The sequence below is a fragment of the Sphingomonas sp. Ant H11 genome (assembly GCF_000797515.1).
Taxonomy (GTDB): Bacteria; Pseudomonadota; Alphaproteobacteria; order Sphingomonadales; family Sphingomonadaceae; genus Sphingomonas.
In genome coordinates this window covers 1-24,912 of record NZ_JSBN01000093.1, presented here as the reverse complement: position 1 = coordinate 24,912, position 24,912 = coordinate 1, and the positions used below count along the sequence as shown (strand labels likewise).

The window sequence follows — 24,912 nt, the reverse complement described above, 5'->3', positions numbered from 1 at the left end:
AGGGACAGATCGAGTCAGGGGCGCTCAGGGCTTTTCGGGTTCGATCCCGGCGTGCGCGATCACGGCCTTCGCTGCATCCGGCCATGCGCCCTTGGCGACCAGCACGGTATCGACCTCGCGGTTGTTCAAATACGGTGTCCACGCGCCCGTGCGCCGCCCGGAATCATGCCAATTGCCGATCGCGAGATTGTCCATCGCGGTGCGGCGCGGAGCGAGGTTGTTCTGCGAATTGAGATTGAGCCACACGCCGACATTGCCGATCGCATTGTTGCGTAGCGTGACGTAGCGCGACCCCTCGTCGAGATACATCGCGATGCCGTCCTCGACGTCGTAAATGTGATTTTCGGCGATCAGCGCGCCGGGGTCGGCCGACAGATGATAGATCGCGCCACCGTCGGGGAACCATTGCTTCACATCGTGGACGCGGTTGCCGACCACGACGGTGTCGCGCAGCGTCGTCGGCGTGTCGTAGACCAGATTGCCGGGCTGGTTGTAATAGCCGCGGCTGGGGGTGAAATAGGCTGCGTTGCCACCGGGGTCGTTCGCGCCCCAGCCCCAGCCGATGTCGATCCCGTCATACGCGCGCCGGACACGTCATTGTGCCAGACCACCGCGCCACTGGCATAGGTGACGAGGATCGCCGCCTGCTCGCGATAGTGTTGCGACACGGTGCGCACCAGATTGTTGCTGATGACGATGTCGCGCACGCCCATTTCGGGCCGCGACGGATGATGCGCATCGGGTCGCACGCCGCCGACCATGATCGCGCCGCCGGCCAGATCGGTGAAGCGCGAGCGGCGCACCTCGATCGCGCTCGTGCCAAGACCGATGCCGCTGTCATTGGCATCGGGATTGTTGCCGATGCCGAGCGCGATCTGGCCGAGCTGCGTGAACTCGTCGCGATCGAACACGATCCGGGTCGCTGCGGCGACCTGCACCGCCGCCGGCTGCTGACGCCAGCGGTTGCGCATCGCTTCGAACGGCCAGCACCCCCACGAGCAATCGCGGATCGGATCGTCGGGATAGCCGCCCCATTCGCCCGCGAGGAAGGATCCGCTCTGCTGGCTGGCATAGCCCTCGGGCCCCGATGGCAGCAGCCAGCTGGTATGGCGGAAGCTCAGGCCCCGAAACTCAAGGTCCTTGATCGTCTCGTCATAGCTGCCGGCGATCGAGATCAGAAATTCGAGGCGTGGCAGCACGACTTCGAGCCGCTTCATGTCTTCGCCCGCGACAGGCTTGTAATAGAGCTTGCCCGCGGCCGGATCGGCATACCATTGACCGCCCTCGCGCAGGAAGGCGAGCGCGTTGACAAAGAACAGCCCGGCATTGTCGCCCCATACCGAGCGCGCGAACGTGTCATAGCCGACGAGGTTGTTGCGCCATCCCGGCTGCTGCATGGCGATGCGGTCGCCATCGATCCGCGCGACCATCGCGTGGCGGTCGGTGAACCAGCCGGTCGCTTCGACTTCGATGCGGCTCTGGTCGGGGAGATTCGCGAGCGAACGCCATGCCGGATCGACGATCGTGATCCCCGTCTTGTCGAAGGTAAAGGCGCTGCGCGGCGCGCGGACCGCGGCACGCGGTGCCATATGGCCACCGACCCAAAGTTGCCGGGGATCGATCCCGCGAGGAATATCGGCCGTCCAGATGCCGCGCTGCGGGTCGGCGAGCGTCCAGCCCGTCACCGGCGTCCCGCCCGACAGGACCGGATGCGCGCCGGGTGCCGCTTCCCAGCGCACCGTATAGCCATCCTGTCCGCCATCGGAGGCGGTAAAGCGCAGCGGTGTGCGCAGCCGGTAGACGCCGTCGGCGAGTTGCACGGTCACGTCGTGATCGGCGTTCAGCCCGCGCACGGCCGCCTGTGCGCGTGCGAGCGTGGCAAACGGGTGGGCCGCGCTGCCATCGCCCTCGTCCGACCCTTGCGGCGACACCGACAGCACGATCGGCACTGGCGCGGGGCGGCTCGAGATATGGATGTTGCCCGCAGTCTGCTCCTTGCTGACTGTGGGTGGTGCATAGACCGGGATGTCGGAGGGGGACGTCTGCTGCGCCGCCGCCGGAGCAAGGGCGGCGATCGTCAGAATCGCGGCGAGGACAAGCCGGTCATTGCGCATTCGCAGTCTCCAAAGCGTAAAACTCCATGGCCGCGTCCGCGAACAGGCGCTCGACGTCCGCGCCCGCCCGACCGGCGAGCGACAGCGCGTCGGCGTGCCACGCGCTCCAGCCATCCCCCGAGAGCAACAGCACTGGCCAGTCGCTCCCCCACATCAGCCGCTCGCCGAAAAACGTGCACAAGGTGTTCGACATAGGGGATTAGGTCGGCGGCTGGCCGGCCCGTTGCCTGTTCGGTGCGCAAGCCCGACAGCTTGCAATACAGCCCGAGACCGCCGAGCCGCGCGATATCGTCGCGCCAGGGATCGAGGATCGCGCGCGCCGCGTGCGGCTTCGCCGCGTGATCGATCACGATCGGGAGATCGGGCCAGCGCTCGACGAAGCGCGCGAGCATCGGCAGGTGCCGCGGCTGGACCAGCGCATCGAGGCGCAAGCCCGTCGCCTGCAGCGCCTCCAGCGCCGGGGTGAGCGCATCCTGCAGCAGCCAGTCGGTGTCGGCGATCGATTGCAGCATCGGCCGCACGCCGCGCATTTTGGGCTGGCGGGCGATCTCGATGATGCGATCGGCCGCATGGGGGGCAGCCAGATCGACCCAGCCGACGACCGCGCGGACCAACGGCGTACGCTCCGCCAGCGCCAGCATCCAGTCGGTATCCCGGTCGGTCGGCTGCGACTGGACGAGCACGGTGCCGTCGAGCTGCACGCCCGCCGCCGCATTGACCAGATCCTCCGGGCCGAAGTCGCGATGGATCTCGGCTTCGGCGGCGGTTGGCCAGGCGGTGCCAGGGGTGGCGAGCGACCAGAAATGCTGATGGGCGTCGATCAACGGCATCATCGCACCGAACGAATCGGCAGCACGAGGCACGCGCCGAACACAACGAACACACCGCAAACGACGAACAGCAGCGGATAATTGTTGCCAGTCGCGTGCAGCAGCGCTGCCGCCATGACCGGACTGAGGATTTGCGGGACATTGATCGCGGTCGTCAGGATCCCGAGATCCTTGCCGGTCGAATCCTCGCCCGGCGCGGCGGGCGGCAGAACGCGCGTCATCAGCGCGAGGTCGACCGACATAAACGATCCGTAGCCGATCCCGATCAGCCCGGCATAAAGGAACATCCCGCGCAGGTCGGGCGACAGCAACGGCGCGATCTCGGCCAGCGCCATCACCACGCCCGCGATGAACACCAGCGGCTTCAAGCGACCGAGCCGATCCGACAGCCAGCCCGACAGCAAGGCCGAGATGACCAACGCGACGAAGGTAATCGAGGACATCCGCGCGATCGTCAGATTGGCGGCGCTCTGCGTAAGGCCGATATAGCCCTCGAGGATGTAGAGCAGATAGGTCAGGATCGCCTGATAGCCCATATAGATCGAGAAACGGCCGAACAGCGCCCAGGCGAAATCGGGATGGCGCGCGGATCGATCCAGAAGCTGCGCAGGAACGAGGTCAGGCGAAACGGCACGGGCGCAGCCAATCCGGCGGGCAGCGGCGGCTCGCGATTGAGCAACACGAACAGGAGGCAGGCGGCAATGATACCGCCACCGACGATTGCATAAGCGACAAACAGGTGGGCTGCCATCAGCCCCCCGAAAATGGTGCCTGCCGAAACCCCGGCGGTCATCGCCGCGCCGACCACGCCAGACACCATCCCGCGCTCACCGGGCAGGAAGCGGTCGGCAACGATCGTCGTGATCGCGGGCTGCATCGAATTGAGGCTGACCGTGGCCACCAGCCACAGCGCGGTGACGCCAACGATGCCGCCGCCAAACGGGATCAGAATCGTCGCGGCACCCCCGACGACGCCGCCGATGGCAATCCAGGGCGTCCGCCGCCCGAAGCGCGACCGCGTCCGGTCGGAGAGCGCGCCCGACACCGGCGTGGTGATCGTGCTGAACACCGACGTGATGGCATAGACCACGCCCAACGTCCCAAGCTTGCCGACCGGATCGAGATTCTCGATCTGGTTGGGCAACAGCACACCGAGAATCGAAGCGTAGAGGGCCAGCAACACGAAGAGGACGATGCCGAGGCTGACGATAAGCCCCCATTTGCGGCCTTCAACGACGGGCGCGGCCGGCGGCACCGCATCGAGCCCAGCGCTCACGGTCACGCGACCGCGCCAATCACCTGGGGCAGCGCGCCGCCATTCGCCCGCGCCGCCGCGCTAAGCACCAGACCGTGCCCGGGCGCGTCGCGGCCATGGATATAACCGTCGGCCATCGCATAGGGTTCGTCGACCAGATGATCGAAATTCTGGAAACTGTATTCGAGCCAGCGCACGCCCGGCAGCGCCAGCGCCATGTTGACGCCAAGCTCCAGGAAGGTGTTGCCGAGCGTGACCTCGACATTGGCTTCATTGGCAAGCCAGCCGGCGCGCATCACGTCGGACACCTGGCCATGCACGTTGAGCATGTCGCACGCCCGCGCCTCGACCAGTTTGCGCTTGCCGGTGAGATCGAGATATTCGCCCGCATTGATCCGGCTGATGCCGAGCTGGCGCAGCATTTTCAGCCCGTCGAAATCCTCACGCGGGATCGGGTCCTCGAGCCAGTAGATGCGGTGCCCGGCGCGCTCGAAGCGCCGGACCGCCTGGATCGTTTCCTGTGCCGTCCAGGCCTCGTTGGCATCGATCATCACCGGTCGGTCGCTGCCGACCACATCGCGCAGCAAATCGAGCCGGTGAACATCGCGCTCCAGATCGGGATGCCCGACCTTGATCTTGTAGCCGAGGAAGCCCCGCTCGCGCGCCTTGCCGAACAATTCGGTAAAGTCGTGGTCGGACAAGTGATAATCGAGCCCGCTGGCATAGACGCCGACCTTGCTGCGCTCCGCCCCGAGCATGCGCCACAGCGGCAGGCCCGATTGCTTGGCGAACAGATCCCAGATGGCGTGCTGGAGCGACTCCTCGAACGGCAAACCCATCCGCCGCACATTGCCGCCACGCACGCGATGCACCGCCAGCGCGAGCGCCGCCGGATACCGCCCTTCCAGTCCGGGCCAGGCCTCCGTCGCGAACACGCGTTCGATCTCGTCCGCGTCCGGCAAGCTGGTGAACAACGCCTGCGCGAAACCAAGCCCGACATTCCCGACCGTGTCGAAAAGTTCGACCGCGATGATTTGGGCAGTCGTCGCCCGCACCTGCGAATCGCCGATCGTCCGGTCCCGCGCGAAGGCCAGGCGAGTCAGCCGATATTCGACGATGCGCGCTGAAGACATTTCTTGTTTCCTTGTTGAAATATTAGTCTGAGTTATTACCGGGGCGGAGGCAAGCGCAACCGCCCCGGTGCCTCGCCTAAAAACGCACGCGCACGCCGGCGGTGTAGCGCCGCCCGACCCGTCGATATTCCTGCGCATCCGCGACTACGTTGGCGTAGTGAAATTCCCTCGAATCCGTCAGGTTGGTGGCATCGGCGGTCAGGATGACATTCTTCGTCACCGACAATTGCAGCCCTGCATCGAGCTGATCATAACTGTCGACGAACTCGGGAATGCCGGTCTGCGTCTGCGGCGCGAAGAGGTAGCCGTCGCGCCTGGTATAGGAGGCCCGCGCCTGCACCGGGCCCTTTTCATAAAAGAGCACTGCGGCGTACGAATTCTTTGACAAGCCCTCCAACGAATAGGAGGTCGAGGCCTTTGCCGCGTTGGTATAGTTCGCGTTGCTGTCGGTATAGGTATAGCTGAGTTGGGTGCCGAAACCGCTCAACAGGCCCGGCAGGAACTTGAACAGCGTGCGATAACTGACTTCGACCCCCTTTACCGTCGCACCTTTGCCGTTGATCGGCTGATCGACGATGAAGGTTACCTGATCAACCTGTTGGGGAGTGACCCCGCGTGTGATGAACGAGTCGATCGATTTGTAGAAGAAGGTCGCCGACAGCAGTGAATCGCGATCATAATACCATTCGAGCCCGGCTTCCGCCTGCGAGGCGCGGAACGGCTGCAAATTGGGGTTGCCGTGCGTGATGCGCTCGTTGCCCGGATTGCTGGTGATCGTCTGCGCCGGCGAAAGATCGGTCAGCGTCGGCCGCGAGATGACGCGTGAGGCCGCCGTCCGGAAGACCAGCTTCGGCGTGATGGTGAGCCGCGCGTTCAGCGACGGAAGAATGTCGGTATAATGCCCCTTGAAGCTGAGCGGGGTCAGCCCGGACAGCACGATGACGTTCTGGCCCGTGCCGTTGGGTTTTGCGCTCAGCACGGTCTGGCCGGCACCATTTGAGGTGAAGTCGGTATCTTCGATTCGCACGCCGGTGTTGACCGCGAATGGCAGCGTGCCGAGATTGCCCTTGAACTCGAACATCAAATAACCGAGCGCCACCTTCTCCTTGACCGAGGAGCTGGCGGCCGGGTCCCGAACGATCGGCAGAAGATTACCGCTGTGCAATGCCGGGTCGGCGGTGCTGTTCAGGCCGATCATCGTCTGGAAGAGATTTTGGGCGTTATAGTCGACCCAATTTGCGGTGTTGCCGCCTGCGGCCCCGCCGAAGAAATTGTAGGATGTCGGGCTGAACACGCTCGACGGCACCAACACGTCGCTGCCGCAATAGGCACACGCGTTGGGTTCGGTGAACCCGGTGGTCGTCTTGGTGCGGGCCGAATAGCCCACGCCGCCGTAAACGGTAACCTGGGCACCATTATAGGCCCCGTCGAGATGCGCCTCGTTGATCGTGTCTTCGAGGATCTGGCCCTCCGACTGCATATAATGTGCGAGGCGATGGTTCACGTCGGTCGCCGCATCCGGATATGTCGGGCTGCTGACCGTGAAACTCGCCAGCGGCGACCCCGTGTTGCGGTCATATGTGTAATCGAGATGCTTCAGCCGCGATGTTGTGAACAGCGCCTGCGCATTGTCATATTTGGCCTTGGTGGTATCGAGATCGAGCGCGACGCTGAACGGGCCGCTGTCCCATCTCGCATTGAAGCCGAACAGATAGGTGGTCGATTTGGCTGGCCGGTCCTCGACGACGACGTCGACCGTGCGTCGTGAAAGCTCTCCGATGTCGCGGTGCCACCGACATGGACGGTGCGGCTCTGCCCGCCGACGATCTCCGTGGTGTCGGTGCCGCCCGACACCACCTGCCGCACGAGCGTCCCCCCGCTGAAATCGGGTGCGATGCCGGAGCTGTGATAATGTTCGTCGTCGTGGGAGTAGAGCCCGTCGAGCGTGAAGAGCAGATTGTTGGTTGGTTTGAACTGGACCGTCCCGTCCAGCCCGATCCGCTTGCGGTTCGAGAATTCCACCTGGTTGATGAAATTGTGGTACATGTCGACGTTGCGGAACAGCCCCACCTTGCTGGTGTCGATCCGCGGCGTGCAGCCACCGGCACCCGACGCTCCGACGCACAATCCGCCTGCACCGCTGCTCACCTGGCCGTAATAGCCGTCGTCGAAGCTGCGCGGATAGGAACTTGCACCCACGAAGAAGTTGTCGGTCCGTTCGTTGCGCTCGTCATACGAGCCGACGAGCGACACACCCAAGGTCCCCGAGGGATTTTTCCAGGTGACATAGGCTGCGCCCGACGGGGTGGTCTTGCTGCCCAGCTCATCGATGTTCGCACGTAGCGAGCCACCGCCATAGAGGCCGGTGCGCTGTTCAAGCGGGCGCAGCGTATGGATATCGATCGTCGCGCCGATGCTCGCGCCATTGATGTTGGCCTGCGGGCTCTTGAAGACGTTCGCCCCCGAAATCAGCTCGGATGGCAAGATATCGAAGTTGAATTCGCGTCCAGCGCCATCGGTCGCGATCACACGATTGTTGACCGTCACGGTATTGAACTGCGGGCCAAGCCCACGAACCGTCACGCCGTTGCCGACGCCGCGATTGCGATCGATCGTGATGCCCGGCACGCGCTGCAGCGATTCGGCGACATTCTGGTCGGGTAATTTGCCCAAATCCTCGCTGGCGATCGCGTCGACCGAGTTAATCGCGTTGCGTTTGATGTCGATGGATTGCCGCTGGCTCGCGCGGATGCCCGTCACCACGATATCCTGCGCGACACCGTCCGGACCGGCGTCAGGCGTGCCGAGATTTTGCCGTGGCGCATTCGTGTCCCCCATGGACGCGCTGCCGCTGCCGCCCTGCGCCTGAGATTGCGCCTGTGCTGCCGATGCAAGCGCCAAGGCGGTCGCCGTGATTGCGACGCCACCGTACAACCGTGCCAGTTTCCCCATAATCCCCTCCTCTTCGTTTTTTGATTTGAGATATCAGTATCAGGCCTTTTAGATATGTCAAACACGGTAATTAGAATTTCATTGCTGATGATGGCTCCCGTGCTCGCGAGGCTGGCGCGGCACTCCTGCTAGCGTTTTCGCCAGGGCGCGCTTACGGTGGGGGAGATGAGCGTGCCGCCGCATTGGCGGACCGGCCAATTTTGTGGAAACTGAATCGGATGCGGGCCGTAGCCGGAAAATCGAAAACCGAGCCAGCCAAGGCGATCGAGCTCGACCTGTTGGGCGATAACGAACCCAGCCTGTCAGACAAAGCGTATGACGCAATCTTGAAGGGGCTGTTCGACCGCACGATCCCGCTCGGTGCGGAATTGTCGCAGGCCGATCTGGTGCGGCTGTTCGGCATGACGATGCAGCCACTGCGCGACGCGCTGCGCCGACTGGAAACCGAAGGACTGGTCACGATTCACGCCCGGTCGTGTATCCGTTTCATCCGCTCCGACCTCGAGCTCTCCCGGTCGACATATCAGTTTCGCTCGTTGATCGAGCGTGCGGGTGCCCGTGCGCTGGCGGAAAGCGGCGATGCCGGCGAAATCCAGGCGATGGTCGACGGTCATAGCGCGCTGCTCGCCCGGCTGGAGGAGGGCTCTTGGGAGCCGGACGATGAAGCCATGCTCGACCGTCTCGAAGAGCAATTGCACGGCGCGTTGATATCGGCGCTGCGCAACCAGTTGATCGAAGTGACTGCGCGCCGCCTTAAGAATTACGTGACGCTGGTACGGCTCGATTGGCTGACCACCCGCCCGCTGGCGATCCGCACCCTGCGAGAGCATCTCGACATTCTGACCGCGTGTGTCGCGCGCGATGCGGACGCCGCCGAGGCCGCGCTGGTGACGCATTTTCAGCTCGCGCTGCAGCGCCTCCTGGGGATGCAATAGCGCGCCGCTACGGCTGCTCGTCCAGGCTGTAAATACGCTCCGCCGCGACCCATTTTTCCCCCATCCGCCGCAAACGGCAAGCGGCGCTGGAAGCGGTCCATCAACACATCCCACGCCCCGACCGCGGGATCGGCCGCCTCGCGCGCGGCGTTGGCGACGGGGTCGAAATCGGGCGTGGTCTCCATCACCATCACCAGCCGGTCCCCGACATGCCAGATGTCGAGTGCGGCCACACCGCCCGCCCGGATCGCGCGCGTCACGGCGGCGGGCGGCCGTCCGGGACGGTGCCAGTGGCGGTATGCAGCGATCAGCTCGGCATCATCCTGCAGATCGAGCAGAAGCACGTGGCGCATCGATATCCTCCGGATCGGGTAGAGTAGCGTCAGTTGGGTGCAACCGTCAGCGCCGATGTACGGCGACGCAGTTTCGGTCGTCGTCGAGCTGCAACACCAGATCGGCATAGGCAGGCATGGTGTCGAGGACGTGCCGCGTCAGCCGTTCGTAATGGCTGACGAACACCCGCACCTCGGCGTCGGCCATCACCCCGTCGCCGCGCGCACCCGACTGGCGCAGCGCCCGTTCCTGCTCCAGCCGCCAGTCCAGCACCCGCCCCCAGCTCGGCGCGCGCAACAGTGCAAGCATGTCGATCCGCGCGAACAGCCGCTGATACGCGCCCGCAAGCGCGGCATTGGCGTAGCGCCGCCACACCCCATGCGGGTCGCGCTCGCGCTCCAGCACGTTGACCGGATCCAGCAGCGCCACCGCGTCCTGCGGCCGGGCACCGACGCACCAGCCTTCGAAGATCACCAATTGCGCGGGCACGGGTGCACTCGTCCAAAGCGCTGCCTCGACACGATCGTCACTCGCCTTGTCAAAGCGCGGTAGCGGTGCCGCCTGTCGCGCGTCGAGCGCTGCAAACGTATCCAGCCCAAGCGCGATATCGTGCGTTCCCGGAACGCCGCGCGTTGCGAATAGCGGGTGGACCGCCGCAGCGAGCCGTGCGCGCTCGCGCCGCATATGATAAAGATCGTCGAGCGACAGCACCACCGAATGCGGAAAGCGCGCGGCGAGCGCCGCGGCGACGGTCGACTTCCCACTCCCTTGAGCCCCACACAGGCCGAGCACGAGCGGGACCCGGCGCGGATGCACAAGCGCGCGTTCGATCGCGTCGGCGAGGATCGCCTCAGGCGACACGGTCGGGCAGGGCACGGCCCGCAAAAAAGGCGTCGAGATTGTCGACCGCCTGCATTCCCATCGCTTCGCGCGCGCCCTTCGTTGCGCTGCCGAGGTGCGGCAACAGCACGGTGCGCGGGCTGGCCAGCAGCGCCGCGCTGACAGTCGGCTCGTTCTCATAGACGTCGAGCCCGGCCGCCGCGATCCGCCCTTCCGCCAGAGCCGCCACCAAAGCCGCCTCGTCGACCACCGAGCCACGCGCGGTGTTGACGAGGATCGCGCCCGGCTTCGCCTTGGCCAGTAAGACCGCATCGACAAAATGATGAGTCGCCCGGCCGCCCGGGATGTGGAGCGATACGACGTCCGCCTCCGCCATCAATGCTTCGGCGGTATCGACTCGGCTCGCCCCCAGCGCCGCCTCGATCTCGGTCGCGGCGGGGCTGCGCGAGAAATAGAGGATGCGCATGCCGAGCCCGCGAGCACGCGCCGCGGTGCCTTGCGCGATCCGGCCAAAGCCGATCAGCCCGAGCGTACAGCCATCGAGCGACTGGCCGACGAGATGCGTCGGCCGCCAGCCGGTCCATTCCCCCGCGCGCAGCTCGCGTTCACCTTCACCGGCGCGCCGCGCGGCCATCAGCATCAACAGGATCGCCAGTTCAGCCGTGGCTTCGGTCAGCGCGCCGGGCGTGTTGCTCACCGCGATCCCGGCCGCGCGCGCAGCGGCAAGATCGATATGGTCGACGCCAGCACCATAATTGGCGATCAACGCGGCGCGGCGGCCCGAGGTCGCCAACACATCGGCATCGATCCGGTCGGTGATCGTCGGCAAAATTGCGTCGAATTCGCGCATCGCGCCGCGCAATTCGGTCGCGCTCAGCGCGATGTCCGGTTGGTTTAATACGACGTCATACTGCACCGCGAGCCGCGCCTCGACTGCCTCGGGCAAACGGCGGGTGACGCGAACACGATGGCGTGCGGTCACAGCTCCGTCCCCGCCATGGCTGGCGATGGCACCGGTGCATCTGCGCGGATAAGGCCCGCCTGCCGCAAATCGCGCCAGAAATCGTCGGGGATCTTAGTGTTGTAGACCTCCAGCGTGCGCTCGACCTGCGCGGCACTGGCCAGTCCCGGTAGCACGCGCGCCACCGCAGGATGCGCGATCGGAAAGCGCAAGGCCGCCGCGGCGAGCGGGACCGCATGCGCATCGGCGATCCGCTCGATCCGGCGGACTCGCTCGACGATTGCGGGTGGCGCGATGGCATAGTCGTAATGCATCGGCGCACCGCTCCGCGTTCCCGTGGCGAGGATACCGCTATTATAGGGGCCGCCGATCACCACCGAGACGTTCTGCGCGACGCACGTCGGCAGGAACGCATTGAGCGCATCCTGTTCGAGCAACGTGTAGCGCCCCGCAAGCAATACCATATCGAGCCGCGTCTCGCGCATCGCCTGCAGGCAGATCGCAGTCTCGTTGACGCCCAGCCCGAAGCCGTCGATCGCCTTGCTCGCGCGCAGTTCCTCCAGCGCGCGAAAACCCCCCGCCGTGCGTGAGTTGCTGCCAATAGCGTGCATTGTCGTCGCCATGGTTCGCGCGGCCAATGTCATGGACCAGCAGGATATTGATCCGGGCAAGACCGAGGCGCTGCAAGCTCGCTTCATGCGACCTCAGGATGCCATCATAGCTATAGTCATAGGCGACGCGAAACGGCAGCGGCGAAAGGAAACCGTCGCGCGACTGCTCGACCGTTTGCGCTTCATCCGGAACCAGCAGACGGCCGACCTTGCTGGACACGACCAGGCCGCTGTCCCCGCGGAGCGCGTCGCCCAGGCGCCGTTCGCTCAGACCGAAACCGTAAAAGGGCGCGGTGTCGAAAAAACGCGATCCCGGCGCTGCGCGCCGCGTCGATCGCCGCTCGCGCGTCTTGGTCGCTGATCGGCGCATACAGATTGCCGAGCGCGGCGCACCCGAACCCCAAACCCACGACCTTATCGCCGGCGTCCCGCGGAGATCGACAATCAAACATCAATTCGCCAATGTGATATTCCAGAACTGTCCTGTGCTATGCTTCAAAATGCAGAACGGCGCAAGGATTGGTTACGGATGAGGATGAGTATAGCGAAATCCGTCCCCGCGCCGGTTAGCCGACGACGCGCGGGCGACCTCCCCCGACCCGCTTGCGACAGTGCGAAAGACTGCAATGAGGAGAGTAAAGAGGATGCCGATCGCGCTCGTACGGCAGGCCTTTCGCCCCGGCTTCGTCGATAAACACCGACTGCGGGTGCCGCTCCGGCCCCGCTGGCAAAAGCAAAACATGCCGCCGGTCCGGAAACGCGCGGCATCCCGCGAAACGGACTATTTCCGCCCGGTTACTCCAAGCATGGTCGCCCCACCAACAAATGACAGAATAGCCAGGGTCAAAAACAGCGTGCTGAAATTCTGGGGTGTCGCGAGCCACCACGCCAATGCCGGGCCAATGAGCACGGGTGCGGTATTCGCCAAATTGATCAGCCCGAGATCGCGCCCACGCCGACGCGGGTTGGGAAGCAATTGCATGACGAAACCGATTTGCAAGGTGAGGAAGACAGTCCAGCCGATCGAATAAATGCAAAGGCCTATCGCGGCCGAAGTCCAGTTGGTCGCGCAGGCCATCATGACGAGACCGGCCGCATCGAGAATAACGGCAATCATCATAAACGGCTTGCGCCGCTCCAACCTGTCTGACCAACGGCCCAACATAACGGCGAAGGGCAATGGCACGATGTTCGCCAAAAAGATCAACGCCCCCACCTGTGCCGACACACCGCCGCGTGCGGCGGGTGTCGCGAACCGCTCCATGAAGAACAGGAAATATGCGGACACCACGTTACCGGGAATCTGGACGATCAGGCGCGATATCCACGCAATGACGAGGTCGGGTGACGATACCGCAACCGTGCGATCCGCCACCGGCAACGTCGGCTTGGGCGATGTCGCCAGCAATGGCCCGAGGGAAATGACGACAACGACCGAGATCACGGCTAGGCGCAGGCCCAACGTCGGGGGCCCCCATTTCACCAATAGCGGCCCGATCGCCGCACCAAGCGGCTGAGCCCCGGCGAGCAGGCCGCTCATCAGGCCATTCTGTCGATCCGGGCTTTCCTCAGCGAGCAGCGCCATAAGCGGGGCCAGGGCGATGTTGAGCGCGACCTGAAACGCCATCACCGATAGGACGAGCATCGCGGGCGTCCGTGCGCTGGCAATGCCCGCGTACGACGCGATCGTCGCGACAAGGCCTGCGGCGATCCAGTATCGCCGTCCCGTGCCGCGCTCGAGCGAACGGTCGCTAAGCCATCCGAATAGGATACCCGCAATGCTGGCCATCGCGGCACCTGCGATCATCGCCGTCGCGAGCACACCGAACCGCGCTTCCCCGGCAATCAACTCGATCCGCAGTGGCAACAGCAAAGTTAACAACGGCAGATACGCAACGACGCATCCGGCGTATCCAAGCGCACCAAGCACCGGAATCAGTGCGGGCGATCGCTTCGCCTTGCGGACAGCGAAGAAGCGGTCGGAATGCGCGGTCATGTGACGCCTGCTTAGGACATCGGCATCGCCACAGCCAGGGGATTGCAAAGGGTTATCGGCGTCGTGCGGTCGATTGGCGCAGCTCTAGCTTCGCCGGGACAATGATCGGCTGCCCCGGTGAATCACGCCCTGCGAGTTCGGCAATGATGAGCTCGACCGCGCGGGCCGCCAGATCGGCGATCGGCTGGTCCACTGCGGTCAGCGGCGGATGCGTGAAGCGGACGATCGGGGTGTTGTCGAAGCTGATCAGCGACAGGTCGCGGGGTACCGCGATCCTGCGCTCCCGGCACGTCTCAAGCGTCGCGAGCGCCATCTGATCGTTGCTGGCGATGATCGCGGTCGCCGGGTCGGCCGCATCGAGCAAAGCGATCGCGGCCTCCCGCCCCGACGCGTATCCAAAATCGCCGCGCGTCAGCAAATCGTCCGCCAGCCCTGCCGCCGCCATTGCTGCACGCCAGCCATCGGTGCGCCACGCGCTGAGCTCATAATCGGGAGGCCCCGCGATGAAGCCGATCCGTGTATGCCCGAGCGCGATGAGATGCTCGGTCGCGATCCGCGCCGCGCGCTCATCGTCCATCGTCAGCGCAAAGCCCGCGCCTGCCCGCCGCGAGCCGATCCGCGCGAAACTGATCCGCTGGGCCTCCAGCAAGTCCGCGATCAGCGGGTTCTCCGAATGCGGCGGCGTCAGGATAACGCCATCGGGCTGGAGCGCCGCGATCGCGGCCATCAGCTCGCGCTCGATATGGTCGCTATGCGTGTCGACCAGCTCGACGATCATGCGATAGCCATAGGTCGCGCAGGTCAGCATCCCGCCGAGCAGCATCTGGTCGACCCAGTCGGTGCCCTGCCGCGCACGCCAGTCGGCGATCGTGCGTTCGCGATCGTTGAGCGCGACGATCAGATAGGAGCGCGAGCCGCCCATCCGCTGCGCCGCGATCGACGGCACATAGCCCAGCCGATCGATCGCCTCCTGCACGCGTGCAGCGGTCTCGGGCCGGACGCCCGGCTCCTTGTTGATCACACGGCTGACGGTTTGCAACGACACGCCCGTATCCGCCGCGACATGCTTGATCGTGACGGCCTGCCGCCTGCGCGCCATTGTCTTCAGCCGCCGCAATATTGCGCGACATAGTCGGCATGCGCCGGCAACCCGGCGACGGTACGCACGACATTGTCGCGCAGCGTCGCCAGGAACTTCGCCAGCTCCTCATCGCGCAGCTTGGCCGCGATCGGGTGATAGGCGGCGGGCTCGATGCCCTGCCCCATCATCACCTGCACCCAGCTATTTTCGGCGAACAACTCCTCGTTGCGGCGGAACACGCGACCGGTCTCGCGGAACAAGGCAATCTTTTGCGCCAGACTGTCAGGAATCGCCATCCCCGCACATTGCCGCCAGAACGCCGAATCGCGCCGGTTGGTCGCCTTATAGTGGAGGATCAGAAAGTCGCGGATCTGCTCCATGTCGGCAAATTGCTGGTCGTTGAACTCGGCGATGTCGCGCGGCGAGATCGCGCCCGCCGGCATCATCCGGATCAGCCGCAGGATCGCGCGCTGGATGAGATGGATGCTGGTCGATTCGAGCGGTTCCATGAACCCGCCCGACAGCCCGATCGCGACGACATTGCGATGCCATTGCCGCCGCCTCGCCCCTGTGACGAAGCGGATGTGGTTCGGCTCGGTCAGCACCGTCCCCTCGATATTGCCGAGCAGCCGCTCGAGCGCGGCGTCGCGCTCCAGATAGCGGCTGCAATAAACGATGCCGTTGCCGGTGCGATGCTGCAACGGGATACGCCACTGCCACCCGGCATCATGCGCCATCGCGCGCGTATAGGGCACGGGCGGGCGGACGTTTTCGGTCTGCACCGCGATGGCGGAATCGCACGGCAGCCAATGGGTCCAGTCGTCATACCCGGCATGTAACGCCTGTTCGATCAGCAGCGCGCGAAAGCCGGTACAGTCGAGGAACAGGTCGCCCTCGACCACCGCGCCGGATTCGAGGTGGAGCCCCGCAACGTCTCCGCTCTCGCCATCGAGCGCGACGTGCGCGATGCGGCCTTCGATCCGGCGCGTGCCGTCGGCTTCCGCCATTCGCCGCAAGAATTGCGCGTAGAGCGACGAATCGAGCTGATAGGCATAATTCATCCGCTCGTCGGGAAGATGCGCGAACTTGCCCTCCAGCGCCGCGACGAGCTCTAGGCAATAGGCGTCATACGCCGCGTCGTGACCGCGCTCGCGACCGTTCAGCCAGAAATGCTGGAAGCCCGCCGACCAATGGTCCTGCCCGGTAATCCCGAACGAGTGGAAATAGCGATCGCTACCGTCCTTCCAGCCATCGAACAGGATGCCGAGCTTGAAGGTCGCCTGTGTCGCGCGCATGAAATCGGCCTCGCCGATGCCGAGCAGCCGGTTGTAGGTGACGAGCGGCGGGATCGTCGATTCCCCCACTCCGATCGTCCCGATCGCGTCGGATTCCACCAGCGTCACCTCGGCGGTGCGGCCCATCGTCCGCGCGATCGCGGCCGCCGCCATCCAGCCCGCTGTGCCGCCCCCGGCAATAACGATGCGGCGTGGGCTGGACATCATGGCTGAGGTTCCTGAGCAGGAAAGCGCGGATGCGATCGGCGCTTTCGGGGGTGAGCGGGGCGAGCACGCTGCGGCCGTGCTCGGGGATATGCGCGGTCACGTCATCGCCATTGTTGAAGACATAATAATCGAACAGGTCGCGCCAATGCTGTTTTTGATCGGCGGGCAAATCGCGGATCGCGAGCAAGGCGTGGTTCAGCGCATCCTGCGGCGAGCCCAGCCAGCGCGGCGTTTCGCGCCACCAATAGTTCACCAGCACGTTGAAATCGGCGAGCCCCTCGACATGATGCCACCACATCGCCGGAATATACAGCGCGTCACCGGCGTCGAGCTCGGCCACCTGGGCGTGCGCCAGCGCTTCGGGAAAGCGCGGATGCCGCTGCAGGTCCGGCGCGTGGAAATCGACCATGCTGATTGCACGACCAGCCGGTGTGTTGTCGATCGGCCCCAGATGGAGGTTGCGGAACTGTTCGCGCGGAAACAGCGTGAAGCGCCGCCGCCCCACAGCAACGCAGGCGAGATTGTGGGGCAAATCGTTATGCGCGGCGATCCGCGTCTTCGACCCGATCCAGATGCTCGCCAGACACGTTCGATCGGCCAGATCGACATGATTGGCCTCATGCAAGCCGGTGAAGAACTGGTGCATGTCGATCGAGCCGAGATAGACCGGCGGGGCTCCCGCTTGCCCTTCGACCGAATCCATCCGCTGGAAAATATCGGGTAGCTTCGCGCGCAGCGTGCGGAAGTTCATCGCCATGGCGGCGTCGTAGAACAGCCGGCCGTCGCCGCCCTGCTCGCCCACCGTAACCGTGAACGCCGTGTCGCGGTGGTGCTGCAGCAAATAGGCCCGCGCATCGCGCGACGAGCGGCGGCCCGCAGCGACCAGCGGCCAATCCCGGACCAACCCGCGCACGACGAACGGCGCGTCGGCGGACCGCAACCGCGCGTCGAGCTCGACCGCATCGGCGATCCGGACCTCGGCCACTTCCGCCAGATCCTTGAAAATGCCGGACTCGGCTTCAGCCACGCGCCGCGTTCCGTCGGCTCTTGCGATCGATCAGTTCGGCGACGTTGGCGAGCGAGGCGAGCGCCATGAACACGGGCATCAAGTGCCCTTCGGCGTGCAGCTCGCCAAGCGTGGCGGCGTCGAGCTGCTGCAAGCGCTCCTCGCGATGCCGTGATAGCCGACCAGCCGGTTGGTCGTGCCATCGTCGAGCGTGATCTCGAGCGTCAGCGGCTCGATCAGTTCGTGGCGCGTCAGCGCGGCGAAGAATCCTTCGCTCGCCTGCCAGCCCGCATCGAGCTCACCGAGCTGTTCGGCGATTGTTTCGAGATACGGCGTCGGACGGCCAAGGTCGTCGAACACCCGCACGCCCTCGCCGCCGGTCGCGACGCGCGGATTGTCAAGGTCGAGGTGGATCTGCTTGTCGCCGCCTGGCGTCGCCGGGTGGCCGATCAGGAAAGGCTGGATCTGCAGTGCGAGCGGACGATACCGTGCATCCCATTGCCCCCCCGTCGAGGAACAGATTCTCGCCGGGCTCGAACCCGAACATCGCCAGCGCCTGAAACCGGTCGCGCTGGGGGGTAAGGCGGAACAGGATCGGATAGTCGTTCTGCACGCGGCGAAACTCGCTCGGCACGACAAGGGACGACATCACCGCGTCGCCAAGGTCCGCACCGTGCGCGGACGTAATGCGCAGCGTGCGGTGATCCTCGCTGTTGAGCAGGACGTGGTTGGCCATCAGGAAATCTGCTCCATAACGTTTGGTTGATACGCCGCCCGGCAGGCATCGAGATAGGCGCGGATCGGGGGCAGCGTGGCGACCATGCTCCGCGCACGCTGCGCGATCGGTGCCAGCGATGGTGGCTTGCCCATTTGGAGCGGGCCGGGCTCCGGCACGCGCGCGCCCATGCCGTAGAGGATATATTGATAGCTGGCAGCAGGGAACAGCTCATCGACCATCGGCAGGTCGGCGCGCAGTGGCGGTCGATGCTGCCACAGCGCCAGCAATTCTGCGAGCCGCGGCGGGATCGATGCCGGGTCGCGGTGATCGCGCCAATAGCGTCCGTCGCGTCGGCTCAGCACATAATGCAGTTTCAGGAATTCGACGATCCGGTCCCAGCGATAGCGGAACAGCGTGTTGAAGCGCGCGGCCACCAGCGGCATCGTCGCTGGCGTCGGCCAGTCGTCAAGCAGCGCGTCGAGCGACAGCTCGACCGTCACGATCGCCGATGCTTCCAGCGGCTCGAGAAACCCCGCCGACAAACCGATCGCGAGGCAGTTGCCGACCCAGAAGTGTGCGCGGTGCCCCGACCGGAAGGTCAGCCGACGCGGCGTGATCGGCGCATCGGTGCCGAGATACGCCGCCAGCGTCGCCAATGCCGCGTCGTCGCTCATGTGCGCCGACGAATAGACGCAGCCGACGCCGCGTCGGGTCGGCAGGCCGATGTCCCAGATCCATCCCGCAGCATGCGCGGTCGCATCGGTCTGTGCCTTGATCGGGCTGTCGGCGGCGACCGGCACCTGTACCGCCAGCGCCCGGTCGTTGAACAGCACGTCGCCACGGTCGATGAACGGGACATCCCCCATCAGCAGCGCGGCGTGGCCGGTGCAATCGAGGAACAGATCGCCTTCGATCGCGCCCTGCGCGCGCGTGTACACCGCGACTACGTCGCCCTGCTCGGCCCGCTCGACCCGGGTCACATGGTCGCGCAGGTGCCGGACACCGAGCCGCTCGGTCGCGTGCCGCATCAGCAGCGCCGCGAGCTTGCCCGCATCGAGATGGTAGCCATAGTTCAGCGCGCCTGCGAAATCGGGCATCGTCCGCTGGCGGGGTGCCAGATGCTGCTGCGCCACGCGCGGTTGCGGTGTGACGACATCGGCGAACGGCTCGCCCGCGGCCTCGGTCTGCCATGCGGCGACGAGTGCGCGCGCATCCGCCTCGGCGGGCGGCGTGAAGGGGTGAAAATAGACGTCGTCGGGCGCACCGCTCGCCCAGCCCCGGAAACGCGATCCGTGTTTGAACGACGCATCGCAGGCGAGCAGGAATTCGGCCTCGCCAATGCCGATCCGCTCCAGCGTCGCGCGCAGTGTCGGCCACGTCCCCTCGCCCACCCCGATCGTCGGAACGTCGGGAGATTCGACGAGCGTGACTGTGATGGGATGCTCTGCGATCGGGCTTGCCGCTGCGGCAATACGGCAAGCGGCAAGCCAGCCCGCGGTGCCGCCGCCGACGATAACGACTCTAGAAATGGCCGTATGCAATTGGCCCGTCCTGTTGTGTGGTCCGTATTCAGGCCCCGTTCGACCCCGGTTATGCCCTGCGGACCCGAAGAACGCCACCCTCGCGTCGCGAGGGTGGCGTCGCCCGCATTGCTAGAAGGTGATCCGCGCACCGCCCGAATAGCGCGGCCCCTGCTTCGTCACGAACGCGATGTTGCGGTCCGAGCGCAGATGCCCGCTGCGATTCTCGCTGTTCACGTTGATCCCCTCGAAGAAGACCGAGATGTTCTTCGTGATCGCATAGCTCGCGCTGACGTCGAGCTGGCCATAGGTGTCGATATAGTACGGGTTGACGCCCGCGCCCGACAGATACCCCTTGCGCCAGTTATAGGCAGCGCGCGCCTGCAGGCCGTTCTTGTCATAGAACAGCACCGCGTTGGCGCTGTCGGACAAGCCCGTCACCGCAAATTGCGACACACTGGCCGGCAGCGTGTTATCGTAATTGTGGTTGCCTCTGACGATCGTGTAGTTGAGGATCGTGCCGAACCCGGTGTTCCAGAACGCGTGCTGGATCGCGAACTCGAATCCGTCGATATTGGCCTTCTGATCGCTGTTATACGGCGTCTGAATAACGAAATTCACCAGCGGATCGTTGGGCTGCGCCACGATCGTGCCGTTGACCACACCACCCGGATAATTGGCCGCGATATAATCGCGGATCTGGCCGAAGGTCGCATTTGCCCCCAACGCATTGAGCGCCGCCTGATAACGCGGGCCGTTCTGCGTTACACCGTTGAAGGTCGTCGTTGGCGAGGTGATCCCGGGGATCGTCTGGTTGACCACGGTGCTGCTGATGTAATTCGCCACATTTTTGTGGAAAAACCCAACCGAGATGTAGCTCTCTCTATTGTAATACCACTCCGCTGACAGATCGATATTCTTCGATTTATAGGGAATGAGATTTGGGTTGCCCACCGAACCCGTGCCGCCACCGACGCGGAACAGCGTGTCGAGCCGTCGGCCGCCTTGCAGGCTGCCATAATCCGCACGTGTGATTGTATGGCTGTACGATGCGCGCAGTTTGACGGTGTTGGTCGGTTCGATGTCGAAGTCGACCGATGGCAGCCAGTTCTGATAGCTGCCCTTGAACGACGTGAAGCCGCTCCCGTTGAACAGGATATTGAATTCGTTCTGCGAATTCTGCCGTGCGCCCGACGGGGTCGGCACCAGCGCCGAGGCGCTGACGTCGGTCGTCTCGTAGCGCAGACCGCCAATGATATGACCCGGCACCGAGAACACGTTGAACTTACCGTTGACCTGGAAATACGGCGCAATCGTCTTTTCGCGGACGCGCGAGTCGGTGGTGTACGGGATCAGGCACTGGCCGCTCCCGCCGCAGATCTTATAGGCCTGATCGAGCAGGTTGACGACGCTCGCCAAGTCGAACGAGTAGAAGGACTTGACGATGTTGACGTTGTTCGCACCGCTGATTCCCGAGAATTTATCGGGAATGCTGACCAGATTGAACAGACTGTCGGGGAGAAGCGCCGCGGCTGCGGCACGCTGCGCCGCACTGTCGCCGCCGGTCCCGCCCCAGGTATCGTTCTGCAGCACGCTATAGGCCGACCGCACCTTGTTGTCGGTGTACTGCACGCCCCAGTCGAGGCTGTCGAGGAAGCCATCGTGATGGTCGTAATGGCCCTTCAACTGGACCTGGTTGATCTCGTCGCGGAAATAGGAATTGCGGAACGCATTGCCGGTCGGGACAATGTTCGCGGCGTTGAGCGGATCGATGCCGGGATACGTGCTGAACGAGATAACCGGCAGCTTGTTCTCGAAATTGACCGTCTGGCTCTGAATACCGAAGATGGCCGTACCGACCGAATTGCTGTTGCCATACGGACTGTTCGGCTTCGATTCTGCGGTCGAGTGGCTGACGTCGAGTACCATGGTGACACCACCCGGCCCCTTCCACGTCAGATTGCCGCCAATTGCCTTGTTTTCGCTGCGCGCCGAGGTCTGCGACGCCGAATAGGCAAGATCCTTGGTCTCCGCCGCCTGGAAGCGCTCGGTGTAGAAGAGAGGTCCCGCGACCGGACCATTGGTCCACGCACTCGACGTGTCGTTGTGATTGTACCAGATGCCGACACTGTTATCGCGAATGTCGACCGTGTTGCGCGAATAGGTGTAGTCGAACGTCGCGGTCAGCGTATCGGTCGGCTTGAACTGCAGCACCGCCTGCCCGTTGATGCGCTGGCGCTTGCCATTGACCACATCATAGCCAGCATTCTGCGGCACCTGATAGACATCGGTCGCGCCCGGCCGGTTGGTGATGTTGGCGTAGCGCGGATCGCCCTTCTGCGCGAGCGAACCCCAGTTGTTTTCCGCGCCGAGATAGCCGTCGCGGAAGCCGACATTGGCTTGGTTGGCGCTGAAATGCCGCTCCTGGAACGAACCCAGAATCAGCACGCCGATGCGATCGTCGGCGAACGTGTCGGAGAAAATGCCCGACACTTCGGGGGTCACGTCCTTGCCGCCATTTTGCGACGTGTCGATCACGCCGCGCGCCGACAGCGAACCGCGCAGGCCGGGCTTGTCGAACGGCCGCGGCGTCCGGATGTTGATGGTGGAGCCAATGCCGCCCGACGGCACGCTGGCACGCCCGGACTTATAGACTTCAAGCGCCGCAACGCCTTCCGAGGCGAGGTTGGCGAAATCGAACGAACGCGACACCGGTGCGCTGTTGCCGTCGCCGATCGTCGAGGTCGCGAGCTGACGACCATTCAGCGTCACCAGGTTATATTCGGGACCGAAGCCGCGAACCGTGACGAACTGCCCTTCGCCGTTCGAACGGTCGATCGACACGCCAGTGATACGCTGCAGCGATTCGGCGAGGTTGGTATCGGGAAACTTGCCGATATCTTCGGCCGAGATCGCATCGACGATGCCCTGCGCGTCACGCTTGAGATTGATCGAATTGCGAAGGCTGGCGCGGATGCCGGTGACGACGATGTCGCCGCCCGCGTCCGCCGCATCCGACGCCCCCGTTCCCTGTGCCGGGAGCGCGGTGGTGTTGGTCGGCTGGTCCTGGATCGTCGATGCCGTGTCCTGCGCTGCGGCGATCATCGGATAGCTCGCCAGCGCGAGTATCGATCCGCCGAGTGCCAGTCGCGTAGCCAAACGGGTGCTGAAGCCCCCCATCGTCATCCTCCCTGATAGCGACGCATTACCCCTGCGCCTTCTTGTTTGAGAACGTTCACTTGTTCCGCGACGCGCCGATTGTCAAGTCGCCAGCGCGTTGAAAACGGGTTCTTGTGAACGTTCTCGGGATATGCTGTCTAGGGATTGGAACGGCGGCACGGCCCGACCGGGGAAGCCCCGGCACCGAAAGCGCGCGCGAGACAAATCTGGGAGGATTTCGAAATGGCAAAGACGATTCATGGCTGGCTGCTGGGCGCAACGCTGCTCTCCGGCATCGGGGCGCAAGCCCCCGTTGTAGCGCGCCAGGCGAGCGCGCCGGCCACAAAGCAGGATGCCCGCGCGCGGCGGCGGCGATCGTTGCCAAAATGACACTCGATGAAAAAATCGCGCTCGTCCACGGCCTTTTCCCGCCAATGGCGAAGGGCAAGACGCCAAACGAACTGATTCCCTCGGCCGGCCATATCGACGGAATCCCGCATTTGGGCGTTCCCTTGATTCGCGAGAGCGACGCCTCGCTCGGCGTCGCCAATCAGGTCGAGCAGCGCAAGGGCGACGTCGCGACCGCGCTTCCCTCCAGCCTTGCTACCGCCGCGACCTTCGACCCCGCAATCGCACGCGCGGGCGGCGCGATGATCGGTGCCGAGGCGCGTGCCAAGCGCTTCACTGTATTACTCGCCGGGGGCGTCAACTTGACGCGCGACCCGTGGAACGGGCGCAACTTCGAATATCTCGGCGAGGATCCGCTGCTCGCCGGGACGATGGCAGGCGCGCATATTGCGGGTGTGCAGTCGAACAAGATCGTCTCGACGATCAAGCATTACGCGCTCAATGCGCAGGAAACCGGCCGCGCCGTCGTCGACGCGCAGATTGGCGAGGCCGCGCTTCGCATGAGCGACCTGCTCGCTTTTCAGATCGCAATCGAGACGGGCAAGCCCGGCTCGGTGATGTGCGCCTACAACAAGGTCAATGGCGACTGGGCGTGCGAGAATGCGCATTTGCTCACCGACGTGCTGAAACGCGATTGGGGGTATCGCGGCTGGGTGATGAGCGACTGGGGTGCGGTGCATTCGACCGCCAAGGCCGCGAATGCCGGGCTCGATCAGGAATCGGGGCAGGAACTCGATCACGCCATCTACTTCGCCGATGCGCTGAAGGCCGATATCGCCGCCGGTCGCGTGCCGATGGCGCGGCTCGACGATATGGTAACGCGCTATCTGACCGGGTTGATCGAAACCGGTGCCTATGACGCACCCGCCACAGTCGCGCAGCCGATTCCCTATGACGCCCATGCCGAGGTCGCGCAGCGCGCGGCCGAAGCCGGGATCGTGCTGCTCAAAAACGAGGGGGGCCTCCTGCCGCTCACGCGCACCGCGAAACGCGTCGTGTTGATCGGTGGTCGCGCCGATGTCGGCGTGCTGTCGGGCGGCGGGTCGAGCCAGGTCCGCTCGGTCGGCGGGGCGCCGGTCGAAATCCCGCTGACGAGCGGCGCTGCATCCTCCTTCGCCCGCGTTACCTGGCACGCGTCATCGCCGCTGCTCGCGATCCGCGCCGCCATGCCGCAGGCGCAGGTAAGCTGGATCGATGGCCGCGACCCGGCCGCCGCCGCTGCCGCCGCCAGAACTGCGGACGTGGCGATCATATTCGCGACACAGTGGACAACCGAAGCACAGGACGTGGCCGATCTGTCGCTACCCGATCAACAGGACGCGCTGATCGCTGCGGTTGCTGCCGCGCAGCCCAAGACGATCGCGGTGATGGAGACCGGCGGCCCGGTGCTGATGCCGTGGCTGTCGGCCGTGCCCGCGGTCGTGCAAGCCTGGTATCCCGGTCAGCGCGGCGGTCCCGCGATCGCCAATATCCTGACCGGGCGCGTCAATCCGTCGGGCCGCTTGCCGATCACCTTCCCCGCGCGCGCGGCGCAGGCCCCGCGCCCCGCACCGGTCCG

17 protein-coding genes and 5 pseudogenes are annotated in these 24,912 nt (G+C 64.7%); 2 read left to right on the top strand and 20 right to left on the bottom strand.

What is annotated here, in order from left to right; all coding sequences use genetic code 11:
- Positions 1–24: 24 nt before the first annotated feature.
- The 8 genes and pseudogenes from NW75_RS26760 to NW75_RS25315 form a co-directional block, all read right to left on the bottom strand.
- Positions 25–438 (bottom strand): hypothetical protein, encoded by a 414-nt coding sequence (locus tag NW75_RS26760; RefSeq protein ID WP_231565259.1) that lies wholly within the window; start codon positions 436–438, stop codon positions 25–27.
- Positions 411–2,114, bottom strand: coding sequence for a right-handed parallel beta-helix repeat-containing protein (locus NW75_RS16180; protein ID WP_231565258.1), 1,704 nt, complete (start codon positions 2,112–2,114; stop codon positions 411–413). Before NW75_RS16180 ends, NW75_RS26760 begins: the two co-directional genes overlap by 28 nt.
- Positions 2,104–2,944 (bottom strand): annotated as a pseudogene (locus tag NW75_RS16175) (amidohydrolase family protein). The gene NW75_RS16180 and the pseudogene NW75_RS16175 overlap by 11 nt, the downstream one beginning before the upstream one ends.
- A complete protein-coding gene (locus tag NW75_RS26755) occupies positions 2,944–3,480 on the bottom strand; it encodes an MFS transporter (RefSeq protein ID WP_231565256.1) in 537 nt (178 codons plus the stop codon). Before NW75_RS26755 ends, NW75_RS16175 begins: the two are co-directional and overlap by 1 nt.
- Positions 3,459–4,226, bottom strand: a complete 768-nt coding sequence (locus tag NW75_RS26750) for an MFS transporter (protein ID WP_231565255.1) — start codon at positions 4,224–4,226, stop codon at positions 3,459–3,461. The genes NW75_RS26755 and NW75_RS26750 overlap by 22 nt, the downstream gene beginning before the upstream one ends.
- Complete coding sequence (locus NW75_RS16165; protein WP_033966185.1) at positions 4,223–5,332, bottom strand: mandelate racemase/muconate lactonizing enzyme family protein; 1,110 nt, start codon at positions 5,330–5,332, stop codon at positions 4,223–4,225. Before NW75_RS16165 ends, NW75_RS26750 begins: the two co-directional genes overlap by 4 nt.
- A 76-nt stretch (positions 5,333–5,408) precedes the next feature.
- A complete protein-coding gene (locus NW75_RS25320; protein ID WP_231565261.1) occupies positions 5,409–7,043 on the bottom strand; it encodes a TonB-dependent receptor in 1,635 nt (544 codons plus the stop codon).
- Positions 6,929–8,284, bottom strand: a complete 1,356-nt coding sequence (locus NW75_RS25315) for a TonB-dependent receptor plug domain-containing protein (protein WP_197057856.1) — start codon at positions 8,282–8,284, stop codon at positions 6,929–6,931. The genes NW75_RS25320 and NW75_RS25315 overlap by 115 nt, the downstream gene beginning before the upstream one ends.
- A 218-nt stretch (positions 8,285–8,502) precedes the next feature.
- On the opposite strand from NW75_RS25315, the gene NW75_RS16155 reads away from it, so the two are divergent.
- A complete protein-coding gene (locus NW75_RS16155; protein ID WP_033966184.1) occupies positions 8,503–9,219 on the top strand; it encodes a GntR family transcriptional regulator in 717 nt (238 codons plus the stop codon).
- Positions 9,220–9,226: 7 nt separating this feature from the next.
- Here the strand turns inward: NW75_RS16155 and NW75_RS16150 are convergent.
- The 12 genes and pseudogenes from NW75_RS16150 to NW75_RS16100 all read right to left on the bottom strand — a co-directional run bounded on the left by NW75_RS16150 (position 9,227) and on the right by NW75_RS16100 (position 22,973).
- A pseudogene (locus tag NW75_RS16150) lies at positions 9,227–9,572 on the bottom strand (L-rhamnose mutarotase).
- 46 nt (positions 9,573–9,618) lie between these two features.
- The gene (locus NW75_RS16145) at positions 9,619–10,413 is read right to left on the bottom strand and encodes a kinase (protein ID WP_033966208.1); all 795 of its coding nucleotides are present in this window, start codon (positions 10,411–10,413) and stop codon (positions 9,619–9,621) included.
- The gene (locus NW75_RS16140; protein ID WP_033966183.1) at positions 10,403–11,374 is read right to left on the bottom strand and encodes a 2-hydroxyacid dehydrogenase; all 972 of its coding nucleotides are present in this window, start codon (positions 11,372–11,374) and stop codon (positions 10,403–10,405) included. Before NW75_RS16140 ends, NW75_RS16145 begins: the two co-directional genes overlap by 11 nt.
- Positions 11,371–11,991: an aldo/keto reductase gene (locus NW75_RS27475; protein WP_269430345.1), complete on the bottom strand. Its 621-nt coding sequence runs from the start codon at positions 11,989–11,991 to the stop codon at positions 11,371–11,373. Before NW75_RS27475 ends, NW75_RS16140 begins: the two co-directional genes overlap by 4 nt.
- Positions 11,992–12,058: 67 nt before the next feature.
- Positions 12,059–12,334: pseudogene (locus NW75_RS27470) on the bottom strand (aldo/keto reductase); the annotation flags it as partial.
- Positions 12,335–12,745: 411 nt separating this feature from the next.
- Positions 12,746–13,960, bottom strand: a complete 1,215-nt coding sequence (locus NW75_RS16130; protein WP_052192460.1) for an MFS transporter — start codon at positions 13,958–13,960, stop codon at positions 12,746–12,748.
- A gap of 52 nt (positions 13,961–14,012) precedes the next feature.
- Positions 14,013–15,059, bottom strand: a complete 1,047-nt coding sequence (locus NW75_RS16125) for a LacI family DNA-binding transcriptional regulator (RefSeq protein WP_033966182.1) — start codon at positions 15,057–15,059, stop codon at positions 14,013–14,015.
- A gap of 5 nt (positions 15,060–15,064) precedes the next feature.
- Complete coding sequence (locus tag NW75_RS16120) at positions 15,065–16,543, bottom strand: tryptophan halogenase family protein (RefSeq protein ID WP_033966181.1); 1,479 nt, start codon at positions 16,541–16,543, stop codon at positions 15,065–15,067.
- A gap of 1 nt (position 16,544) precedes the next feature.
- Positions 16,545–17,570, bottom strand: a pseudogene (locus NW75_RS16115) (cupin-like domain-containing protein); the annotation flags it as partial.
- Positions 17,563–18,285, bottom strand: a pseudogene (locus NW75_RS16110) (SapC family protein). The pseudogenes NW75_RS16115 and NW75_RS16110, both read right to left, overlap by 8 nt.
- On the bottom strand, positions 18,285–19,808 hold the full coding sequence (locus NW75_RS16105; RefSeq protein ID WP_033966180.1) for a tryptophan halogenase family protein: 1,524 nt from the start codon (positions 19,806–19,808) through the stop codon (positions 18,285–18,287). Before NW75_RS16105 ends, NW75_RS16110 begins: the two are co-directional and overlap by 1 nt.
- A gap of 111 nt (positions 19,809–19,919) precedes the next feature.
- Positions 19,920–22,973: a TonB-dependent receptor gene (locus NW75_RS16100; RefSeq protein ID WP_171010542.1), complete on the bottom strand. Its 3,054-nt coding sequence runs from the start codon at positions 22,971–22,973 to the stop codon at positions 19,920–19,922.
- Positions 22,974–23,209: 236 nt separating this feature from the next.
- Between NW75_RS16100 and NW75_RS16095 the strand changes: the two genes are divergently transcribed.
- Positions 23,210–24,912: glycoside hydrolase family 3 protein (locus tag NW75_RS16095; RefSeq protein WP_443024490.1), on the top strand; the 1,703-nt coding region annotated here is incomplete at its 3' end.

Excerpts from the sequence above, each read along its gene's own strand:
- NW75_RS16180 (WP_231565258.1), bottom strand. The coding sequence starts at position 2,114 with ATGCGCAATGACCGGCTTGTCCTCGCCGCGATTCTGACGATCGCCGCC.
- NW75_RS26755 (WP_231565256.1), bottom strand. The coding sequence starts at position 3,480 with ATGGGCTATCAGGCGATCCTGACCTATCTGCTCTACATCCTCGAGGGC.
- NW75_RS16165 (WP_033966185.1), bottom strand. The coding sequence starts at position 5,332 with ATGTCTTCAGCGCGCATCGTCGAATATCGGCTGACTCGCCTGGCCTTC.
- NW75_RS25315 (WP_197057856.1), bottom strand. The coding sequence starts at position 8,284 with ATGGGGAAACTGGCACGGTTGTACGGTGGCGTCGCAATCACGGCGACC.
- NW75_RS16155 (WP_033966184.1), top strand. The coding sequence starts at position 8,503 with ATGCGGGCCGTAGCCGGAAAATCGAAAACCGAGCCAGCCAAGGCGATC.
- NW75_RS16130 (WP_052192460.1), bottom strand. The coding sequence starts at position 13,960 with ATGACCGCGCATTCCGACCGCTTCTTCGCTGTCCGCAAGGCGAAGCGA.
- NW75_RS16125 (WP_033966182.1), bottom strand. The coding sequence starts at position 15,059 with ATGGCGCGCAGGCGGCAGGCCGTCACGATCAAGCATGTCGCGGCGGAT.
- NW75_RS16120 (WP_033966181.1), bottom strand. The coding sequence starts at position 16,543 with ATGATGTCCAGCCCACGCCGCATCGTTATTGCCGGGGGCGGCACAGCG.
- NW75_RS16100 (WP_171010542.1), bottom strand. The coding sequence starts at position 22,973 with ATGACGATGGGGGGCTTCAGCACCCGTTTGGCTACGCGACTGGCACTC.